Origin of the sequence: Pedobacter steynii (genome assembly GCF_001721645.1) — a bacterium.
In the GTDB taxonomy this organism is placed as follows: Bacteria; Bacteroidota; Bacteroidia; order Sphingobacteriales; family Sphingobacteriaceae; genus Pedobacter; species Pedobacter steynii_A.
Map to the genome: position 1 here is coordinate 5,963,289 of NZ_CP017141.1, position 19,127 is coordinate 5,982,415.

Consider the following 19,127-nt stretch of genomic DNA (forward strand, 5'->3'; position numbering starts at 1 on the left):
AATGTATACAAGATGAAAAAAACGTTATTATTACTTATGGCTTTTTTATGCTATGTTACAGCAAGCGCTAATAATTTTTTGATTTCTGATATTCCACTTTCTAACGCACACTTTGAAATTTAAAAGGGGTTTGACAAACATTATTACGATGCTAAAATATACACTGACATCGCTTACCGGTACAAAATTGAAACCCTTGAGGGCAAGCCCTTGCTAATTATTGAATCTAACCTATCGATTGGTTCTAAAAGCTGGATTAAGCAGGAGTTTTGGAGCCAAGCTAGATCCCTTGTTTGGGTGTTAGCGTATGAGTGTTAAATCTCCTTTTTTCTCGTAAATCTTTTGATCGCTGCATGTATATTTCAGGTAGTACATATAGACTCCGGCGGCGGCCTCCTTTCCATCGTAGGTACCGTCCCACCCTTTGGAAGGGCGCAGGTTGTTATATACCAGGTTACCCCACCGGTCGAATATCTTTGCAGTCAGTAATATTTGTGCAGGCTGCAGCTTTGGAAGCCAGTAGTCATTCAGGGCGTCGTGGTTAGGAGAAAATGCGTTCGGCACAAAGGTTTCGCAGCATGGTTTGGTAATCACAATGATGCTGTCTGTCGCCTGGCAGCCGTATTCATTAAATACCTGCAGGCTAACTGGGGTGTGTAGCTTAGGAAAAATACCCCGAACGACCCGGCTCCCGGCCCCGGTTGTCAACATAAAATAGCTGCACGGATACCATATATAATTATAACCCTGCCCCCCTTCCGCTTCGAGCATAACTGTATCAAAACTACAGGGTACTTCGGCTTCGGACAGGTGTATCTTCGCTTGAGGCAAGGGATGTATGGTCACAACTATTTTCCGGGAGGTGTCGCTGCAACCGCCTGTAATGCCGACTACGGTATAAACTCCCGCATCTTTTGCCAGGATTGAGCCACCAGTCTCCCCGTTAAGCGCTGTGCTTTCTTTATACCACTGGTAACTTACATTCGCGTCAGGGTTGTTGACCCTAAGCCAAATACTATCACCGACACAGAGTGAGGCGTCCGGCGGCATGGTTGCCATATCAGGCAAGGGTATTACATTCAGGTTAAGCGTAATACTGCTGTCACATGCCAGGGCATTGCCGGAGATTACGGTATCATAGGTGCCGGCACTGAAGAGGGTTTGGCCGTAAAACGTATAGCTATCGCCTTTGCAAATGGTTTTATTAATGATAAATTCCGTTGGCAAAACTTCAAGCAGATAGCTGCCAGTTACCTGAAGGCATTCTGTGTTCAGGTTAGCGGTGAAGATATAGGTACCGTTCTGACCTGGCTGCACATTGGTGAGGGTGACATTTGGCCCGGAAGCAGTAAAACCATTAGGCCCCGTCCATTGATAATTGGTATAAAGTGAATTTGGGTTACTTGCCGGCGCATTAAGGGTAAGGGTACCGCCGGCGCAGATTTGTCCGGTTAATGTAACAGGCTGCTGAATCGGGGTAATCGTAATATCGTCGACGAGGACACCGAGGCTGGCAGTGAGGTTGGTGCTGGCCATATCGACCGTTACCATATTCGTTGTAGGTATAAAAGAGTCTACTACGCAAGTCCATTGCCAGGTTGTATTATTGGCGACTTCGTTACGGCTAAGAAAATTGATTGCCCCCTCATAGATTTTGACGTTAAAGTTGCTGGGATTAGGTGCTGAGCCATTACCGGTACGCCTGCTGTAGCGATAGGAAATATAGTAAGGTTGCCCGGGCGTGACGGCAATATTGGTTTGCCTGAGTGACGCTTCCATATCCAGTTCGGCCACAATGTTTGCAGTCACCACACCTCCATATGTCGTTTCCGGATTATTGGCCTCTACTGAAGTGCCCGGCGGCGCAAAGGTCCAGGATACCGGCGGCTGCTGCGTAAAGGTGCCGTTCTGAACAAGATTCTGTGCGTTCAGAAATACAGGCAACGAAAGCGCGAATAACAGGAACATAAAGTTTCGTACTAGTAGGTGTACAAATGTAATGCATGCTTGCTTCATGGTTTTTATTTTAAAGCTGCTTGGAAAAAATAGCAATCTCCGATAGCTATTATTATAGGTTAGATTCCGTTAACTCTTTGACAACCGTAGAAAGACAGCGTCGTGGCATGTGCTGAACATTGCCGGGTATATCTGCCCCCTCATTGAATTTATTCTTTACAAAACCGTGTGTCACCTACCTACAATTTGCAGGGCCAATGGAGTGCTACTTAAAAATAGTTACGCTTTACCGGTCTGCATTTAATAGAAAGGCACTCCAGATTTTTTTCGGACTGGTATGTCTGACGGACCGGCGTTGGTTACGTTCATGAACGCAACCCGGATTTCGTATCTGAAATAAAAATAAAAGTGCCCGTATAATATCTTAAAACGAATCCGGACCAGAATCTGCAATTTCAAGTAAGTAAAACTTACGCTTCGCCATTTTTTTTAATGACTTTGTTTAAGGAAAATGATACCCTTTCTGATAGCGCAAGTCCATTTATTTCAGTACTTCGAATTTGCGGTTCACAAATCCTTTGTCTGTAACGACATGCATAAAATAGATACCCGGTACAAGTGAGGCAACACTGATCTGCTGCGTATTTCCGCTGAACTTGCCGGTTAGTAGGGTAACGCCGAATACATTGGTGATGCGGTATAGTTCCGGTTTCCAGGCATTATTCCGGGTCCCTATGCTGATCTGCGCCCGTGCGGGGTTCGGATACAACAATAAATCCGCGGATTGCCCGTGACTAACGATGCCCGTCCCCTGCCCGTCAAACACATCTACGGTACGGGATTGCACCAGACTGTCCTTGCAATCGCCGCTCAATTTTACGGTTACCGTAAAGATACCATTGCGGTTATAGCGATGCTGCACCTGGGGACCGCTTGCCAGCGGGGAGCCGTCACCAAAGTCCCAGGTGTAGTTGGATACGAATCGGGGATTAATAACATTGAATGTATAAGTGGCGGTATCCCCGTATATCGCATTGATCGTACCGGATGGGGTCGCTTTAACCACAATACCGATGCTATCCCTGCCTTTGCAGTCATAGTTGTCCGTTACCAGAACGGCGTAATTACCGGTTGTATCAACGATAATGGTCTGGCTGATTGCACCTGTATTCCAAAGAAAACTGGCCCCGGTGTTTCCGGCGTCGAGGACAAGGCTATTGCCCCTGCAGAATGCCGTATCATTACCGAGGTTAACAACAGGTAAAGGCCGCAGTGCTACATCTGTATTACTGTTAATCACGCAACCGGTCGCACTCGTTATCGCTACCGATTTCAGTCCGCCAGTAGTTACATTTATGGTTTGCGTCGTTTCTCCACCTGGTGTCCAGAGGAAGCTGCTGCCCGTATTACCTGCATCTAATGTTGCAATATTGCCTGCACAAAGATCGAGGAGTGCAGGAAGGTTATTTTGCGGCGTAATTCCGGCTGTGATCATGCGGGCTGCAGCATTATTGCAGCCGTTAAGCATTACTTGTACAGAATAACTGCCCGGTGCGCTGACAGTAACGACTTGTGTCGTCGCACCTGTATTCCAGCTATAGCTTGCTCCGGGATTGCCAGCATCCATGCTATAGGTAATACCGGGACATATCGTGGTATCATTACCTATGTGAACCACCGGCACCGGACGGATGCCGGCAATAACAGCCTGCCGTGGTGTGCTCTCGCAGCTGCCGGAAAATGCACTGATATAGTAAGTGGTGGTCGTGGTAAGCGACGGTGTGGTAAAGCTATTGCCAGTTGCCAGTGCTGTCCCTCCCGTAAGAGCGCTGTACCATTTTATACCGCCTCCCGCAGATGCCGTTGCCTGCAATACCACAGTACCGGGCCCGCAATGATAGCTATCTGCTTTTGACAAGATTGCAGGTATCATACAAGGTGTGGTGAAGTTCGTAACCTGCGACCAGACACTGGTGTCATTAGGGCCACATACTGCGCGCACATAATAGCTATATGCGGTAAACGGCGCCAGCGGCGCATTTAATGTATACGGCTTAGTAACCGTAAAAACAGAAGTCCCGGCAGTTGCAGGGTTGAAACCCGGGGCGCCGTATTTGATTTGCCATTGCAGAGGCGTTCCGGTCTGCGTCCAATTGAGCGTAGCCGTAGTGGGCGTCAGCGCAGAAGCAATAGGGCCGGTAGGCGCTGCACAGGTTATCATAGACTCAAAACTTACCGCAAATACGTTCAGTACACCGGTACCCGAGGTACGGGTAAACTGGATACTGGCAATTTGCTTATTTTGATTGGATGCGGAGATCGCCAGCACCTGGCGGTATAACCTGGGGCCGGTGGCTGATGTTTCCGCGGCGGTACTGGTCGTGTTCCGGAGTATTCTCCCTATCTGTCCTATTTCAAAAGGAGCGCCCCCAAACCAGTCGCTGATAGCCAGACCGGCAAACTGCTGATTGGTAGCATCCATAAAGTTGACCTGTGCGGTTATGGTACAATTTCCACTTCCTGATGTAGCCAATATATAGATGTTTTGTGCTTTAATTTGGCTCGCGAATGTCAGTGTACCTGTTGTGGCATTATTAATGCGGAGACTGTTGTTGGAGGAATAATCTGCCAACTGATAGGTAAGGCCGGGCGTAATGGGGCTGATGATCTCGCCATTTGCCGGTAATGCATTTACCGCCGGCGCACCGGATGCATTGAACTGCCAGCCGGTAGATAAAAAGCTGTAGTTGGCACCGTCCACGTCATTATTGGTGGTGGCTATAGTGGTGCCAATCCCATTGGCAATAACATCTGCGTTGAAACCTGACGGAATAACCATCGGTACCGAGTTGATCGGTACCGGCGGGGTGGTAAAATTATTAACAGGCGACCAGGCGCTGGTATCATTAACCCCGCACACCGCGCGTACATAATAGCTGTATGCAGTAACCGGGGTAAGGGGCGGGTTTAAGGTGTAGGGTCTGATAGTCGTAAAAACAGAAGTCCCGGTTGTTGCCGGGTTGAAGCCCGGGGCGCCGTATTTGATCTGCCATTGCAGAGGCGTTCCGGTCTGTGTCCAGTTGAGCGTGGCCGTTGTGGATGTGAGTGCAGAAACAATAGGCGCAGTAGGCGCCGCACAGGTTACCACAGACTCAAAACTTACCGCAAATACGTTCAGCACACCAGTTCCTGAAGTACGGGTAAACTGGATACTGGCAATTTGCTTATTTTGATTCGCTGCGGAGATTGCCAATACCTGGCGGTATAGCCGTGGGCCGGTAGTTGATGTCTCCGGCACGGTAGTTGTTGCATTACGAAGTATCCTTCTTATCTGTCCTATTTCATAAGGATTACCGCCAAACCAGTCGTTGACTGCGAGACCGGTAAACTGTTGATTGGTGGCATCAGTAAAGTTGACCTGGGCCGTTATCGTGCAGTTACCGCTTCCCGAGGTAACTAATACGTACACATTCTGTGCCTTAATCTGGCTAATGAAACTAAGGGTACCGGCAGCGGCATTGTTGATTCTAAGGCAGTTGTTGGAAGAATAGTCAGCTAACTGATACGTAAGACCAGTGGTAATGGGACTGGTGATCAGACCGTTGGCCGGTAACCCGTTGGCCAGTGGCGCATTGGCTGCATTGAACTGCCAGCCCGCGGATACAAAACTATAATTGGCCCCGTCTACGTCATTGTTGGTAGTCGAAATAGAGGTACCGATCCCGTTGGCAATAACATCGGCATTGAAGCCAGATGATACTGCCATGGGCACATATGCCCCAATGGCAGGGTTGACTGCGCATGATAAAAAAAATGCTAAAAATATTCCTCGTTTCATATAGGGTATTTTGTTTGATATCCGGTTTTTTCGTTTAGGTGACGTTCGTCGTTCTGCTTCAATGGCAAATACGGGATGGAATAATATGACCCAGAAGGTTTATCGTTCTGCCTGACCGAGGCCCATCTTCCGCGAAGACAAGTATCATCCACAGTAATATCATTAGGTTTATTTTATAAAGTCTTGTTGCGATTCCGACTACATAACACATGTATACAAACCAGCTGGACTTGAGCCGTACTCATCATTAGAACTAATACAATACGTAGTTCTATTTCGCGAGTTGCACATTCTAATTTGAATTAAGCTAATTCAAAAAGATTCATGAACAAATAAAGAGGCTAGCCCTAATCTGCTGCATTTTTTTTGTCGTACAACAATAATATACTGCGTTAAAAATTTCGGTATTGAGGCAGCTCATATTGCATTCTTCTATGAATTATTTATGCACCACAAATCGGCTACTTTACTGTAGTATGATACTTAAAATAGATGCTGCAGCCAAGAAAAGAAGCACAATCAGGCCAAAACCTTTAACTGCTCGGTGGATATAGAAAACAGTATACTTTCTGGGCATATACAAAGATTTATTTTTCGGGTAAAAGAAATTCGCATATAGCACATATTTAATTCTTATGGAAAGCTAGAGATTAATAATATGTATTCAGTAAAATCTTTACATACATTAACATTAATTAACATAGATCGAAAGGTCGGGTTCAAATTTCAAGACGGATTTGGCATATCACAAAATCTATATATGTCTTCAAATGTAGCGGGTAACCTTAAGTACCGGCAGGCAAATAAAACTATACGGAAATAGCCTGGCTATTGGTAAAAGCCTGGAGCTAGCTGAAGGTTATGCACCAAATGTACTATCATTCTATTCTGAAGTGCCCGCAGACAAGACATCAATAGCTGTAAACAATACTTATAAGTTTACCGCAGAAGAGATACAAGAAATCGCGGATGATAATATCCGGCTTTGAATGGAACTTAAGAATAATTTAAGAAAGCATGGAATCGGCAGCGATAAAATATTTAATAAGGAGGGGCTGCTGTAGCAGCACAGGTTGTGGGAAAGAAGAGTGAAGGTAGTATTGTCGGTGTAATTGTACTGGTAGAGCCACAACCCGGCTCAGAGGTCTCTCCCAGAGCGGGAGAGTTGGGTCATGTGGTATCTGCTTCTTTTGCCGGTGATATTATTTTGAAGGGGCTTCTTAAGGATTGAGAAATAAGTAACAACGACTGCAGGACTGTCTTGCGGGTCGTAAAGCTTTTATCAAAGGGTAATAACGAAGAAGCATTGAGGTGCGCCATGACGAATGAGACTACCAAGGCTTTTTGTATAATCAGGTTGAGTAGTTACCTATGCCTGGCTCAACAAAATGGAACGCGTATAAAAAACCAAGAAGTTTCAGTTAATAAATGATTGATGAAATGATAGCAAAAACCATTTTAAAAAAGTACGCTTACTCCTGAATTTTATAAGTGAATTCATGCTGTAAATAAATAGACTACAATCGTACTGTAAATGAGTACAAGATGTAAGCGATCAGGAAATGCCTCAATGCAAATTGAGGCATTTCCTATTAAAAGATTTTTAGAAACTGCCGGAATAGCTTATCTTTTACATAGATCGATGTATTTATTGCCTCCATGACCACAGCTTCATTTGTAGACAGGTTTTTAAAAACATGGATAAATTAAGTCGCCAGCGCGCATTCAAGTCAGGCGATCCTTGCTATGCAAAGTTTGCAGAAGACCAAGGATATTGGAGTACAGGGTTGCCACAGCCAAGCGATATTAACGATTCAGTGTTTTTAATACAATTTTTTATCAGAAAATTTCATATCCGGTATTTTCGGTAGTGGTCTAATTAAAACAACTTTATTTCTTTTCTTTAATGCTTTTTTTGAACCTGACTGCTCATCAGTTTCGATCCTGAGCCCGGAAATTAAGTCAAAATTAGTTTCTGTAAAGATGGTACTCTCATCAATATACTCTTTGGTACCATTGATAATAAACTTTTTTACATTGATTAATTCGAAATTCCCTTTGCGATATTTAAAATCATAAGTGATATTTCCTCCTTTAATTTCACTCCACATCGATAAAATCCCGTTTTCAATGAAAAAATTAGGAATTTGGTATTCATTATGTTTCCCTTGGTTTTCAACGGGATATTGTGGTTCAATTATTTTGGTCGAAGATACCGCTAAAGTTAATTTTCTTCCATTTGGTTGAGATAGGAAAATTTGTAATCTTAGTGGTCTTGTTTCGTTTATTGTATCCATTTCCACCGTTATTTTGTCCATTTTACCATCATTGTTTAAATCACCTTCCTCTTCTCTTACTTGGTAATTATAATGGTCTTTATTTTTATTTTGGGCGAATAAATCCATTTTGACTGAAATCAAAATGAATATAAAGTATAGATAAGTTTCTTTCATAATTTTAGTTCATTAATTTCATGTTCTTGAATCAGACGGCTACACCTGAATATACGCAACTTATTCAATTTGTGTAATGTAAACCTTCCAACCTCTCCGCTGATGATAACGTAAATTTATGATATATGTTCAAACTACCAGTTTGGCTGCTGTCTACGGTCCATTGACAAGAACATACTTGTATTTCTATTACTTAACATCATCAAAAACTATCTATGACACCTTTGCGAAATATCTCGCTTATTTGCATATTATCGGTATTAGGAAATGTTGTGCTGGAATGGATAAGCAGCTTGATTTGTTGGCCAGGTTTCTAAAAGGAATGAGCAACAATCAAGTTGACTTGGTAATACGTGCATTAATTTATGAATCCCATCGCAAACCAGTTTATGATTTTCCACTCACTAATTTTACTATTAATCTTAACCTCTGCTTGTTCTTTACTAGTGATCTTGTCCTTAATTTTCGATAGCTTTTCAACCTTGCACAATGAGTATGTCATAGTAGTTACAGCCGTGCTTTTCGCTACCACTATCATATTTAATAGATGGCGAAAATGGCTAAAGCAGCATCCGGTCAAGTACCACAGGCTTATAAATTTGCTAAGGAGCATATTGACCAAACCGCTAATTTTAGATGATCGTCCAGTTGCCCGAATGAAAAATAAAAGGTCGACTGAATAATGCAACGAGGTTCTTTCAGCAGCGAGTAGCAATATTGCGAGTATTCTATTAATGTTACTTTTGGAAACATTTAAATAAGCAACAAGTCAAAATGCATCCGTTTCTCATCGCATAATACGTTTAGATAGTCGGATTCGGGAGGTATGATCATGTTGAAGAACGAAGAGAAACCTTTTGCTCAATTTTCAACCTAAAACTCACTAGTGAAAAAACTATCAGAAATAGAGCTTATTGTATTAGACAGTATCTTGGAAGCATGTCCAACAGAGAAAGTTGAACGTTATCTTGCTCCGTGGGCAAGCCTCGCCGATGACCTCGGATTATCTCGCCATGAAATTAACCTGGTTGGATTCACGGTAGAGCAGAAGCTACAGGATCTGGGATTTCCGGCGCTAACCGATGAGCAGATATTAAGCTGGGAGAAAGTTCAGGATATTGTTGACTCGGTAGTCGATATTATGGCAGCTAACTCCAAATAAAAACCAATGCGAAATGTAGGTTGCAATCATCTGGAATGCTCGCCTTATAAATAACCCGGGTGTATGCACTATTTATTGTGACCACCTTAACGCTCACAAGATTTCTTTTAGGGTTATATCTAATGAAATCTAGCACAATCTCAGTACTCATATATGGCGAATACCATTATTTTACCTACGAATTCCATGCACAATCTGACTATGGTCAAATGGCGGAGGTAAAAATGGGCGATAAGCGAATGTATGTAGATGAAAATTTATCCCCGTTCATGACTTCTATTCCTGAAGATTGGATTGGCCCTATAATATGTAAACTTAAGGAAGTAATAAACTAACAACAACACCACCCATTAAAGGTGGTGTTGTTGAATGATATCAGGTCCACAATTCCCAACACACAACCTATTTTTTTGAGGTAATAAAATGAAGTTGGTTTCAGCCTGCATGATGATTATCATTGTCTTTACAAAACCTTCGGCTTCTTAAAGGGCATACATTTTTTATCAGGCCCAAACTTCGATGTGAAAAGATCAGGAAAAAGAAATAAAATAATTCCCGCCAACTGTTTAAAGTTGACGATGTCAGTGATTCGCTACATATTCGGCCTGCCATGAAAAGCGAACTTTAAAATGAGCAATACGCCTGGGTTTATGGCACCGGAACAGTGTGGCGTTTCCAGGTCAGATTGAAGTGTCTTTTGAACTTGATTTAGTTATTCCCAACAAATAATTTTTAATTAGCGGGCGAGTAATATTTTTTTAGAAGTGGAAGTTGCACCGTCGAAAAAGCGAATAATATACATCCCATTCGCGTAGTCACTCAGATCAAAACTATGAGAACCTGATTTTACTTTGTTTAATTTGGCAGATTGCTGTTTTTTGCCGGTTATGTCGTAAAGCTCAACAGTTAGATCCATTGCTTGCTTAAGATTGAATCTTGCTATCACCTTTCCGTTGGACGTTGGATTAGGTGAAATACTAATCGAGTTGGCCAAATCATCTTCGACAGAAGGTATCATTGTACCTCCTATACTGGTACAATTAGAATGCAAGGCATCGATCATAATAGTTCCTGTATTGCCTGGATCCAGCCAGGGCTTTAATTTTCTTCTAGGATTATTACCATCGACTGAATAATCCCAGATAAAAGAAAATTTACTGTAAAATACAATATCATTGACATCAATAGGATCTCCTTTCCCATTTACTTCACAGACTACTGGCACAAGATTGCTAGGGTTTCCTCCAGTAAGGACGCCAATTTGCCTACCCTTACCGTCAAATAGACCGCTTCCCGATGATCCTCCTGCTACATAACCGGAATCGAGTTGCGTACCCCAATGAGAATTCTGCATTCCAAGACTTTTAGACTCAAGAACATGAGAAGATGAGACCTTTTTTGTGTCTCCGCTTGGATGATGGAAACCTGTAAATTTTTCTGGGGCAGTTGCTGTTAAAGGGATTGTAGCACTGTTATTCCACCCTGCTAATGTTACATCCCAGCTGGTTGGAATTACTTGCCGGAGTTCAAGTAGCAAAAAATCCCCTTTAGTATTTGACGCAAGAGGGCTTGTATGTATACTTCTTGAAATAAAGTTAATCCCAGTCATAGTTTTTGCTTCCGGAATAATTCCTCCAGTGCATAAGGCACGTTCAAAGTTAAAGCGGATGATTGTCTGGTCAAACTTATCCGATGTAGTATCATTACTGCTATTGCAGTGGCTGGCAGTAAGCAGGTAAGGTTTGCAATTGGTGGGTGTATTTTCGACACTATTCACCATTGTTCCTGAACAAACGCCAAGCGCCGTCTCGCCCCCAACGGTTTGGGGAATCAACAACTGAACAGAGGCTTTGCGCTGTATGGCGTTATTGGCCCCCAACGGACAGATCGCATTAATCATACAGCCAGAGGAACTTCCATCCAATGCGGAATCCGCTTCGGAAGCAAGAAAATCGACTGGATTGCTATACCGGTGCAAATATTCATACCCTCTGAAATAAACGGCGGAGCGGTCAATGTGGAAATTTATATCTTCAAGATTTACTCCAAATTCAATATCTATTTCCAGGTTTACAACACTACCTTGTATTGCTTCGGTGGCAAAAAAACCGCTCGCTGTATTATTTGCTGCGGTAAAAGCGCCCAATATTTGGTTACCATTACCATTTGTAATATAGTATTTTACTCCCTTCGGTAGATGAAATCGATCATAATACAAACCTATGGCTGGAGCATTTTCAATCTTTAACTGGCTACACCATATTATTTTACCATTTTCCAATTGTTTAAATGTACCTGAGGATGGGAAGCTGATATTCAAAGGAGTAAAAAGAGCAATCGTAAAAGGCTGAGCCAGATCAGGGGCTTGCAATGTCTCCTCCTTTTTGATAAAGCTTTCCCAATCCGGTGCAGTTGCGTTTGTAACAGAAATGTACTGTTGTTCCTCTTTCAGTAGCATACCTTCGGGAATGCCCCCTACGCCAATCTGCGCATTTGCAGTAATGACCATGGAAGAAATGTAGCAAACGATTAGGCTTATTTTTTTCATATCTACTATTTTATGTTTTTAAATGTTTTGTTCGGAGTTTTAGACTAACGCTATTTAATTAATAAGAACAATATTTTTTGTGGATAATAAATGTTTTTTTATAAAAGTTTGCACGTCATTCACCAAACAAATTATCGATCTTAAAGGATTATAACTTTGCTTTTTATACGCATGCACTTTCTCGCAGGATGAATCAAAGAATTTATTTAACGTCCTATTATTACCTTTCTGGTATAAAATTCTTGATTCGATTGCAGTTTCAAAAAATATACTCCTGATGGCAAGTCATCAACTTTAATAATTCTGCTGCCATCGTGAATGCTCTTTACAGTTTTGCCAAACATATCCGTTAAAATCATCGATTCTATGTTTCCTTCAAAATCAATATTGAAGTATTCTCTTGCCGGTTGCGGATAAACTATGATTGAATTAACTTCGACATCTTTATATGAAATACCCGTGGGGTATTGGTTAATCAGAGTGTCCCGCTGATTTTCAAGAATATCTCTCATAAAATCAACTTGGCTTTTCGTAAACATCACCCTAAAAGGATCAAGCGTATAATCCATATAGTTTTCCCACAGATCAGGTAAATCTCCGGCTTGCCCGGCATTACAGCTGTTTTTTAATGAATCGGGAGTGGAAGTTCCCGAAGACTGCAATGGGGTATCATTGATGCCATCGTCACCCCCCAATGTACATGAGCCTCCGAAAATATGAACCAATCCTAAATAATGCCCAACCTCGTGTACTGCAACACGACCTTTCCCTCCCCCATGTGTTGACGCTGTTGCCAGATATGGACTTTTTTCACCGCCGACATATTGGTATTGCAGGATAATGCCATCTAACGTGTTGTCTAAATAAGGAGCAAAGCCCCAGTTTGAGGGCAGTGGATTTAATGGAGGTGTACCATAACCGATAACGCTGATCACGTTTTGACCATTCTCCTTAGTCGACATATCGGACACCCAAATGTTGAGGTATCTATTCGCAGGCCAGGGATCTTTACCTCCAAGAGCAGTTTTCTTTATCCTTTCAATGGAATCGATAAAATAATTATTATTACTTTCACCCCCGAATCCCTTCATAGTAGTCGATGTTCTTGTAATACCATTAGTATTTGCGCCCTGGGGATCTTTGGTTGCCAGGAAGAATTCAATTTCCGCGTCTGCAACCAAGGGCTTAAAAACAGTTCTCAGGATCACAGTATCTGCATTTCTTTTGCGAAAAGCATCATTCAAAATATCTATCTGCTCTTGCAAAGTGGAATCCGGAACATTACCTTTTACGATGCCGTTCTGTTCATAATATAGTACGTGAAATACAACAGGTATGCGATAAATAGCCCCGGTAGGTTTTGCCGCAACATTGCTTAACCTTTTTGCCGCGATGTAATCAGTATATTTCTGCCGGATGCCTGGACTTTCCTTTTCAAGCTTTTTCCAATACATCTCTGAGGCACACTGTGTGGTGTATGAATTGGATACCTGGGCCGAAAGCTTAGGCAGCGGCAGTATCAATAGTAGGAACAGAATTTTACGTATCATAAGTTGACTTTTAAAATAATAGGTGTAAGCATCAATATGCGGTTATTTTATGACTATTCTTTTTACACATAGTCCGCCTACTATACCTAACCCGTTTTGTATATTGCTGAATATCGAGGAAGGCTCAACAAAAGGATTACCCGCATTTTCTACAGCGTTGTAAGAACTTTTCAGGTATTTATAGCTTGCTTCGGACAAAGCCGTTATTTCGACTATAGCAGAATCAACAGTAGTATAATTGAGGGATAACGTATAGCTCATATCCTGAGCATCGAATAACTCATCATCTGTAAAGAAAGCCGTGTATTCCGTATTTAATGTCAGGTCGCTACCCAATTCGGTTTTTCCGTCAACGGAAAACGAATTTAATAGTGGATCATTGTTAGATGTATGGAGTTGAAATACCCTAAAACGATAATAATTTCTGGTATTCGCCTGATCGGTTAGGGAAAACTGAAGTTTGGTTTGTTCGTTACCTTCGTTATCAGTCTCATGACTTAGTTTGCCAGGCCTGACGCTAACGCTGCCCGGAATAATGTCCTCACCCTCCAGTTTTCCTTCTGCCATCTCTGCTTCGATTTTGTAACTGAATCCCTCAACTGCATTAATCGTGCTTCGGTAAAACAAGCGTCCGTTGCGTTCTTCCTTAAAAAGCGTTTCCTTAAATACACCATTTTCATAGAGCCTGACTTCCTTGGCCTGCTCTTCTTTAAAATTCACGGATAAACCAGGGTTAAGCTTAGTGAGCCGAACATAAATAATACTATCCTTGTTCATTAAAGCATTGAGCACAAGTTGTTCCGCACCTTGTGGTAAGGGGATGTCTATCTTCTTTTCGCAGGAAGAAAGGGAAACAACAAAGGATAGTAATATAGCGGTCAGCGATCGTAAATGTTTCATTTTGTTTTTATTAGACCTGTCAGGAATTGTTGCAGTAAATTGAAAATGGCCCCTGCCGTTTAGAACTTAAGACTGTAGGAAATACTGGGTAAAACCGGCAGCAAGGTGAGCCGGGTCATGTCACTTGTATTGGTCAGACCATTGTACTTGGAATAATAAAGGAAAGGGTTTTTCCTGTTGTATGCATTAAACACACTGATATTCCAGGTCCGGATTACACCGTTCTTCTTATTCCGTATAAAACTTAAACTTAAGTCCAGCCGGTGGTAGGATTCAATTCTGAAATTGTTCCTGGCCGTTATATTGGGTAATGCATTTGCCGGGTTGCCATATTCATCGTAAGAAGTGACGCCTTCATACTGTCCCACAGGAATGGTAAAGGGTGATGCAGACTGGAATATCCAGGATCCGCTAAGTTCTATACCCGGCGTCAGTTTATAACTGGTGATTATTTTAAAGTCGTGCCGGCGGTCATACTTATAGGGGAATGTCCTGTCGAAATTAATGCCTGGTATGGTTCGTTCGGTTCGCGATAAGGTATAAGCCACCCAACCGGTAAGCCGCCCTTCTTTTTTCTGTATCATTACTTCCATACCATAAGCTTTGCCTTTGCCCATTGCTATTTTATCACTCCAGTTTTTATCCGCTGTATTTATGTAGGCTTCACCTTCTTTGTATTCAATAACATGATCCATAGTTTTGTAATACCCCTCCAGTGAAAATTCTATTTTGTTGCTGAAAATATTGCGTGCCAACCCTATCGCAAATTGATTGGCAAGCTGTGGCAGTACCTTTTTTGTTGCAGGCACCCATAAGTCTGTGGGTAGGGTGATGGAGTTGCCGGCCAGTAGGTGTAAATACTGGGCCATCCGGGCAAAAGAAACTTTCAGGCCCCAATCGCCGGGTAGCAGATACCGTGCACTGATCCGGGGCTGCAGGTAATGGTAAAATTTTCCCTCTGTTGCAAAACCGCTCCAGTGCAGACCGTAGTTTACTTTAAGCTTGTCCATTACATTCCAGTCATCTTCTGCATAAACGTCTAGCTCAGTGCCTGATATTTTGTTATTGTTACTTTCCTGCAGCGACACCTGACTACCATCTTCTTCCAGCACTTCGCTGGTAACACCCGGCGTAAAGGCGTGCCAGGTATATCCGGCTCCGGCCCTGATGCTGTGATCGGGATGCGGCCGGTAATCGAAATCTGTTTTAGCGCCGTAGTCCCTGATCCCGGAATTAAGTGTAAAGGCATGTTTGGCTGTAGTGCCAATACTGGTTCTTTCATCCCTGTTACTGGTTTCGAATGCATAGTCCGACAGAATCAATGTAGTATTGGCAAACAGGTTTTTTGAAAATACATGGTTCCAGCGCAGCGTGCCGCTATAATTGCCCCAGCCAAGCGCCATATCATTTATGTAGTTGGTGCCCTTTGTCCTGATGCGGAGTTTATCTTTGCCTGCATACAGGCTTAGTACCAGGCGATCACGTTCCGATAACAAGTGTTGCATTTTGAAATTAAGGTCGTAGAAATACAATCCGAATTTATCTATATTAACAGCAGTCCCTTTCATCAACGGTGAGACAAACAGATCGGCATAAGTCCTTCTTCCTGATAATACGAAAGAAGTCTTCCCCTTAACAATGGGGCCTTCGAGTGTGAGTTGTGATGCTAATATCCCGATCGAAAAATCGCCGTGTATTTCATGGAGGTTGCCGTCTTTCGTTACTATATCCACAACAGAAGAAAGTCTCCCTCCAAAACGTGCCGGGAAGGCGCCCTTATACAAGTCTACATTCTTGATGGTGCTGGTATTAAAAGTGGAAAATACACCCAGCAAGTGAGAGGGATTATACAAAGGAGCACCATCCAGTAAAATCAGGTTCTGGTCAGGAGAGCCGCCCCGAACCAGTAAGGCAGAAGTGCCTTCGCTGCCCTGCTGTACACCCGGCATCAGTTGTAACGTTTTCATGACGTCAGATTCGCCAAAGAACTTAGGCATAGATTTTATCTGTTCCGGAGAAAGCGTCATTTTACTCATTTGCGACGTCCTTTGTATTTCCGGGCTCTTACTGGCTGTAATCACAACATCCTCCAAAGTGCTTTGTTCCTGGGGCATTCTGAAAACCACTCTTGTATCTTCCTGTAGCTGTACCGTAGTGTCTATCGTTTTAAAACCAAGGTAAGAAAGCCTTACATGAGCCTGGTTGCCGGGTAGTGCAATGCTGTAAAAACCATAATTATTGGAAGTGGTACCCACATCCGCACCGTAAACATATATAGATACACCTACCAGGCGTTCGCCGCTGGCCGGATCTTCTATATAACCGCTAAGGGTTCCCCCGGTCCTTCCCTGTTTTTCCTGACCGGTCCTGTTTTCCTGCCCGCCGTTTTTTTTTATAATAATATTATTTCCCTTCTCTTCATAACTCAGGTCCGTTTCCCGGAACAATGCTGTAAGTATAACGGACAACTTTTGATTTTTAAACCGGAATTTCCTTACAGTAACATCTTTGAGCATGCTGCTCTCGTAAGCAAATGTAATTTTATATTGCTTTTCTATCAGCCTGATTGCATCTTCCATCTTCCCGGAGGGGATATCAATACTTAGATTAATCGCCGCCTGTTGAGCCCCTGCATTAATGTTGAAGCATAAGAAAATACTTACAGTCAGAAACATTAGGACAAGGCATAATTTGATGCTCCTTTTTTGCATAAAAATGTATTAGCCAGTTAATATTTATTGTATCGGTTGTGATTGTTTTTTAGTCCTCTTAGTTTATCTTACGGATAACAACCCTGTCTCCTTGAATTTCATAATCCGCATCACTAAGGTCTCTGAGAATATTCAACGGTTCTTTTAAAGGCAATTGTTTTGAAAATTTAAAATTGAACTGCAAACCTGAAAAGGCACCTTTATCGTAAACCAATTTAACTTTATAAATTGCTTCTATGATTTCTGCTACTTCACTAATGTCGGCATTGTTAAACATCACGTTCCCGTTAACCCAATCCACAAGCTGGTGTGCATTTATACTTTGTTGTTTGCTTTCGCCTGATGTTTTTGAATACATAATTTGCTGATCAGGTGTTATCGTACCAAGGTCCCGTTTGGTGGCAGCAACTTTCACCTTTCCGGTAACTACACTTACCGCTACCTGGTCTGACTTTGTGTAAGCACTGATGTTGAATGATGTACCCAATACCGTTGTGCGGACATCACCGGAGGTTACCGTAAATGGTGCGTTTTCATTACGGACAACGGTGAAAAAAGCCATACCGTTGACTAGTTCCACTTCCCGTTTATTACCTGCAAACTGATGTGGAAACTTAAGTGTGGTACCGGCCATCAACCATACTTCTGAACGATCAGGCAGGGTAACCAGTTTGTTTTCCAGGCCTTGAGGGGCAGTGATTGTGGTGTAAGCTGTTTGTTCCGTTTCCGGACCGGTCAAACGGGTGGTACTCCAATACATCCAGGCGCCAAAGCCCAGGATAAGTATAGCTGCTGCTGCTGCAATACTCCGGCTGTACCTGAATTTTACTGCTTTGTTATTTTGTTTGGGCAAAGCGAGATGTATGCCTTTATAGACAGCGGTCTTAACTTCCGTTTTTATCCTTTCCCTGTCTATGGATGAACTAAAGGTAAGATCGTCATGCTGAGGGAACTGGTCATACCACTGCTCCAGTAATGCCTGCTCCTCTTCGGTCAGCGGCCTGTCGACCCGGAGTAACTCCTTTATCTTTAATTCATCCATGAGGTGGAAAATTTATCAGTTTCAAAAAAACATTTTTTATTTCTGCTTCATAATAAAGGTAGTTTCTGTATTGTTACCCTTATAATACAGGTTTAATTTTTCGGAGGTAATCATGGTAATGGAATATACCTGGTTTAAAATGTCTGCAAATTCATAACCGGACGGGAACGTTAATTTTACCTGTCCGTTGTTGTTGCCGATGATCTGGAAATTCCCTTCGACCGTAGTATCATCCACATGATAGGTAAATTTACTATTACTTTTGAACTCCATATAATCCCCGGGCTCGCCCGGAGTAGTTTCCGTATCGATCCCTATAACATAGATAGTAGTATCCAGTTTCCATTTTTTATAAAATTTCTCCGCAAAGGAAGGTTCTTTTGGGGTTGGGACCTTGTCTTCTTTTTTACAGGAAAAACTGAAAATGGATAAGATCGACAAAATGGCAACTATGGCGAAAACTGATTTTTTATTCATTGGATGATTTTTTTTAGATAATTTATTTCCTTAAGTAAGGGGCTCAACTACTGGCCCTGTTGTTTTAATAGTGACATCATTCTTCTATTACCAGCATATAATACGAGCGTATCTTTTGATAGGCGGTAATGGGTGGTAATTTTCAGCGCATTTAAAAAGTGGTACTCGGCCCGCACCGCACCGGCACAACCTCTCCAGGTCATGTTCATGTTTTTAAAATGAAGTATTCCCCGGGCGGGTTTTAGGGAATAAGTACCGGAAATATTATTACAAAGCGCGAAGCCGGACATTTTGTTGTTATTCATTAGGGTTATACCCATCTTTTGCCCGGACGCCCTGGAGGGAATTGTGTCTTCGAATGAAACAACCTGCCAGAATATGCCGGTTATCTGTTCTTTTACTACCGTCTTGGATTGCCCTGCGGCAGATAAATGAAGACATAAGAGCAGCATTGGAAATATAATTGGGTTGATTATACCGGTTTTCATTT

Annotated in this window: 12 protein-coding genes; 2 read left to right on the top strand and 10 right to left on the bottom strand. The window is 42.4% G+C overall.

The window, feature by feature from the left end:
* Window positions 1-300 precede the first annotated feature (300 nt).
* The gene (locus BFS30_RS24755) at window positions 301-2,016 is read right to left on the bottom strand and encodes a gliding motility-associated C-terminal domain-containing protein (RefSeq protein ID WP_083252227.1); all 1,716 of its coding nucleotides are present in this window, start codon (window positions 2,014-2,016) and stop codon (window positions 301-303) included.
* A 481-nt stretch (window positions 2,017-2,497) separates the two neighbouring features.
* The gene (locus BFS30_RS24760; RefSeq protein ID WP_083252228.1) at window positions 2,498-5,794 is read right to left on the bottom strand and encodes a PKD domain-containing protein; all 3,297 of its coding nucleotides are present in this window, start codon (window positions 5,792-5,794) and stop codon (window positions 2,498-2,500) included.
* A 1,075-nt stretch (window positions 5,795-6,869) separates the two neighbouring features.
* On the opposite strand from BFS30_RS24760, the gene BFS30_RS27885 reads away from it, so the two are divergent.
* On the top strand, window positions 6,870-7,025 hold the full coding sequence (locus BFS30_RS27885; RefSeq protein WP_157263045.1) for a hypothetical protein: 156 nt from the start codon (window positions 6,870-6,872) through the stop codon (window positions 7,023-7,025).
* A 592-nt stretch (window positions 7,026-7,617) separates the two neighbouring features.
* Here BFS30_RS27885 and BFS30_RS24765 read toward each other — a convergent pair.
* Complete coding sequence (locus BFS30_RS24765; protein WP_157263046.1) at window positions 7,618-8,247, bottom strand: hypothetical protein; 630 nt, start codon at window positions 8,245-8,247, stop codon at window positions 7,618-7,620.
* Window positions 8,248-9,178: 931 nt separating this feature from the next.
* On the opposite strand from BFS30_RS24765, the gene BFS30_RS24775 reads away from it, so the two are divergent.
* A complete protein-coding gene (locus BFS30_RS24775) occupies window positions 9,179-9,409 on the top strand; it encodes a hypothetical protein (protein ID WP_157263047.1) in 231 nt (76 codons plus the stop codon).
* A gap of 736 nt (window positions 9,410-10,145) precedes the next feature.
* Here BFS30_RS24775 and BFS30_RS24785 read toward each other — a convergent pair.
* The 7 genes from BFS30_RS24785 to BFS30_RS24815 form a co-directional block, all read right to left on the bottom strand.
* On the bottom strand, window positions 10,146-11,957 hold the full coding sequence (locus tag BFS30_RS24785; protein ID WP_083252229.1) for a T9SS type A sorting domain-containing protein: 1,812 nt from the start codon (window positions 11,955-11,957) through the stop codon (window positions 10,146-10,148).
* Between the two features lie 206 nt (window positions 11,958-12,163).
* The gene (locus BFS30_RS24790; RefSeq protein ID WP_069381757.1) at window positions 12,164-13,507 is read right to left on the bottom strand and encodes a zinc-dependent metalloprotease; all 1,344 of its coding nucleotides are present in this window, start codon (window positions 13,505-13,507) and stop codon (window positions 12,164-12,166) included.
* Window positions 13,508-13,549: 42 nt separating this feature from the next.
* Window positions 13,550-14,407 carry a DUF4249 domain-containing protein gene (locus BFS30_RS24795; RefSeq protein ID WP_069381758.1) on the bottom strand — a complete coding sequence of 286 codons (858 nt, stop codon included), beginning with the start codon at window positions 14,405-14,407 and terminating at the stop codon, window positions 13,550-13,552.
* Window positions 14,408-14,466: 59 nt separating this feature from the next.
* Window positions 14,467-17,082: a TonB-dependent receptor domain-containing protein gene (locus BFS30_RS24800; protein WP_069381759.1), complete on the bottom strand. Its 2,616-nt coding sequence runs from the start codon at window positions 17,080-17,082 to the stop codon at window positions 14,467-14,469.
* A 94-nt stretch (window positions 17,083-17,176) separates the two neighbouring features.
* Window positions 17,177-18,160 (bottom strand): FecR family protein, encoded by a 984-nt coding sequence (locus BFS30_RS24805; protein ID WP_069381760.1) that lies wholly within the window; start codon window positions 18,158-18,160, stop codon window positions 17,177-17,179.
* Window positions 18,161-18,196: 36 nt separating this feature from the next.
* Window positions 18,197-18,637 carry a hypothetical protein gene (locus BFS30_RS24810; RefSeq protein ID WP_069381761.1) on the bottom strand — a complete coding sequence of 147 codons (441 nt, stop codon included), beginning with the start codon at window positions 18,635-18,637 and terminating at the stop codon, window positions 18,197-18,199.
* Between the two features lie 47 nt (window positions 18,638-18,684).
* Window positions 18,685-19,089 carry an META domain-containing protein gene (locus BFS30_RS24815; protein ID WP_167353195.1) on the bottom strand — a complete coding sequence of 135 codons (405 nt, stop codon included), beginning with the start codon at window positions 19,087-19,089 and terminating at the stop codon, window positions 18,685-18,687.
* Window positions 19,090-19,127: the final 38 nt, after the last annotated feature.

What these genes read in the sequence shown, in the direction of transcription:
- BFS30_RS24755 (WP_083252227.1), bottom strand. Translation starts at nt 2,016, where the DNA reads ATGAAGCAAGCATGCATTACATTTGTACACCTACTAGTACGAAACTTT.
- BFS30_RS24760 (WP_083252228.1), bottom strand. Translation starts at nt 5,794, where the DNA reads ATGAAACGAGGAATATTTTTAGCATTTTTTTTATCATGCGCAGTCAAC.
- BFS30_RS24765 (WP_157263046.1), bottom strand. Translation starts at nt 8,247, where the DNA reads ATGAAAGAAACTTATCTATACTTTATATTCATTTTGATTTCAGTCAAA.
- BFS30_RS24785 (WP_083252229.1), bottom strand. Translation starts at nt 11,957, where the DNA reads ATGAAAAAAATAAGCCTAATCGTTTGCTACATTTCTTCCATGGTCATT.
- BFS30_RS24790 (WP_069381757.1), bottom strand. Translation starts at nt 13,507, where the DNA reads ATGATACGTAAAATTCTGTTCCTACTATTGATACTGCCGCTGCCTAAG.
- BFS30_RS24795 (WP_069381758.1), bottom strand. Translation starts at nt 14,407, where the DNA reads ATGAAACATTTACGATCGCTGACCGCTATATTACTATCCTTTGTTGTT.
- BFS30_RS24800 (WP_069381759.1), bottom strand. Translation starts at nt 17,082, where the DNA reads ATGTTTCTGACTGTAAGTATTTTCTTATGCTTCAACATTAATGCAGGG.
- BFS30_RS24805 (WP_069381760.1), bottom strand. Translation starts at nt 18,160, where the DNA reads ATGGATGAATTAAAGATAAAGGAGTTACTCCGGGTCGACAGGCCGCTG.
- BFS30_RS24810 (WP_069381761.1), bottom strand. Translation starts at nt 18,637, where the DNA reads ATGAATAAAAAATCAGTTTTCGCCATAGTTGCCATTTTGTCGATCTTA.
- BFS30_RS24815 (WP_167353195.1), bottom strand. Translation starts at nt 19,089, where the DNA reads ATGCTGCTCTTATGTCTTCATTTATCTGCCGCAGGGCAATCCAAGACG.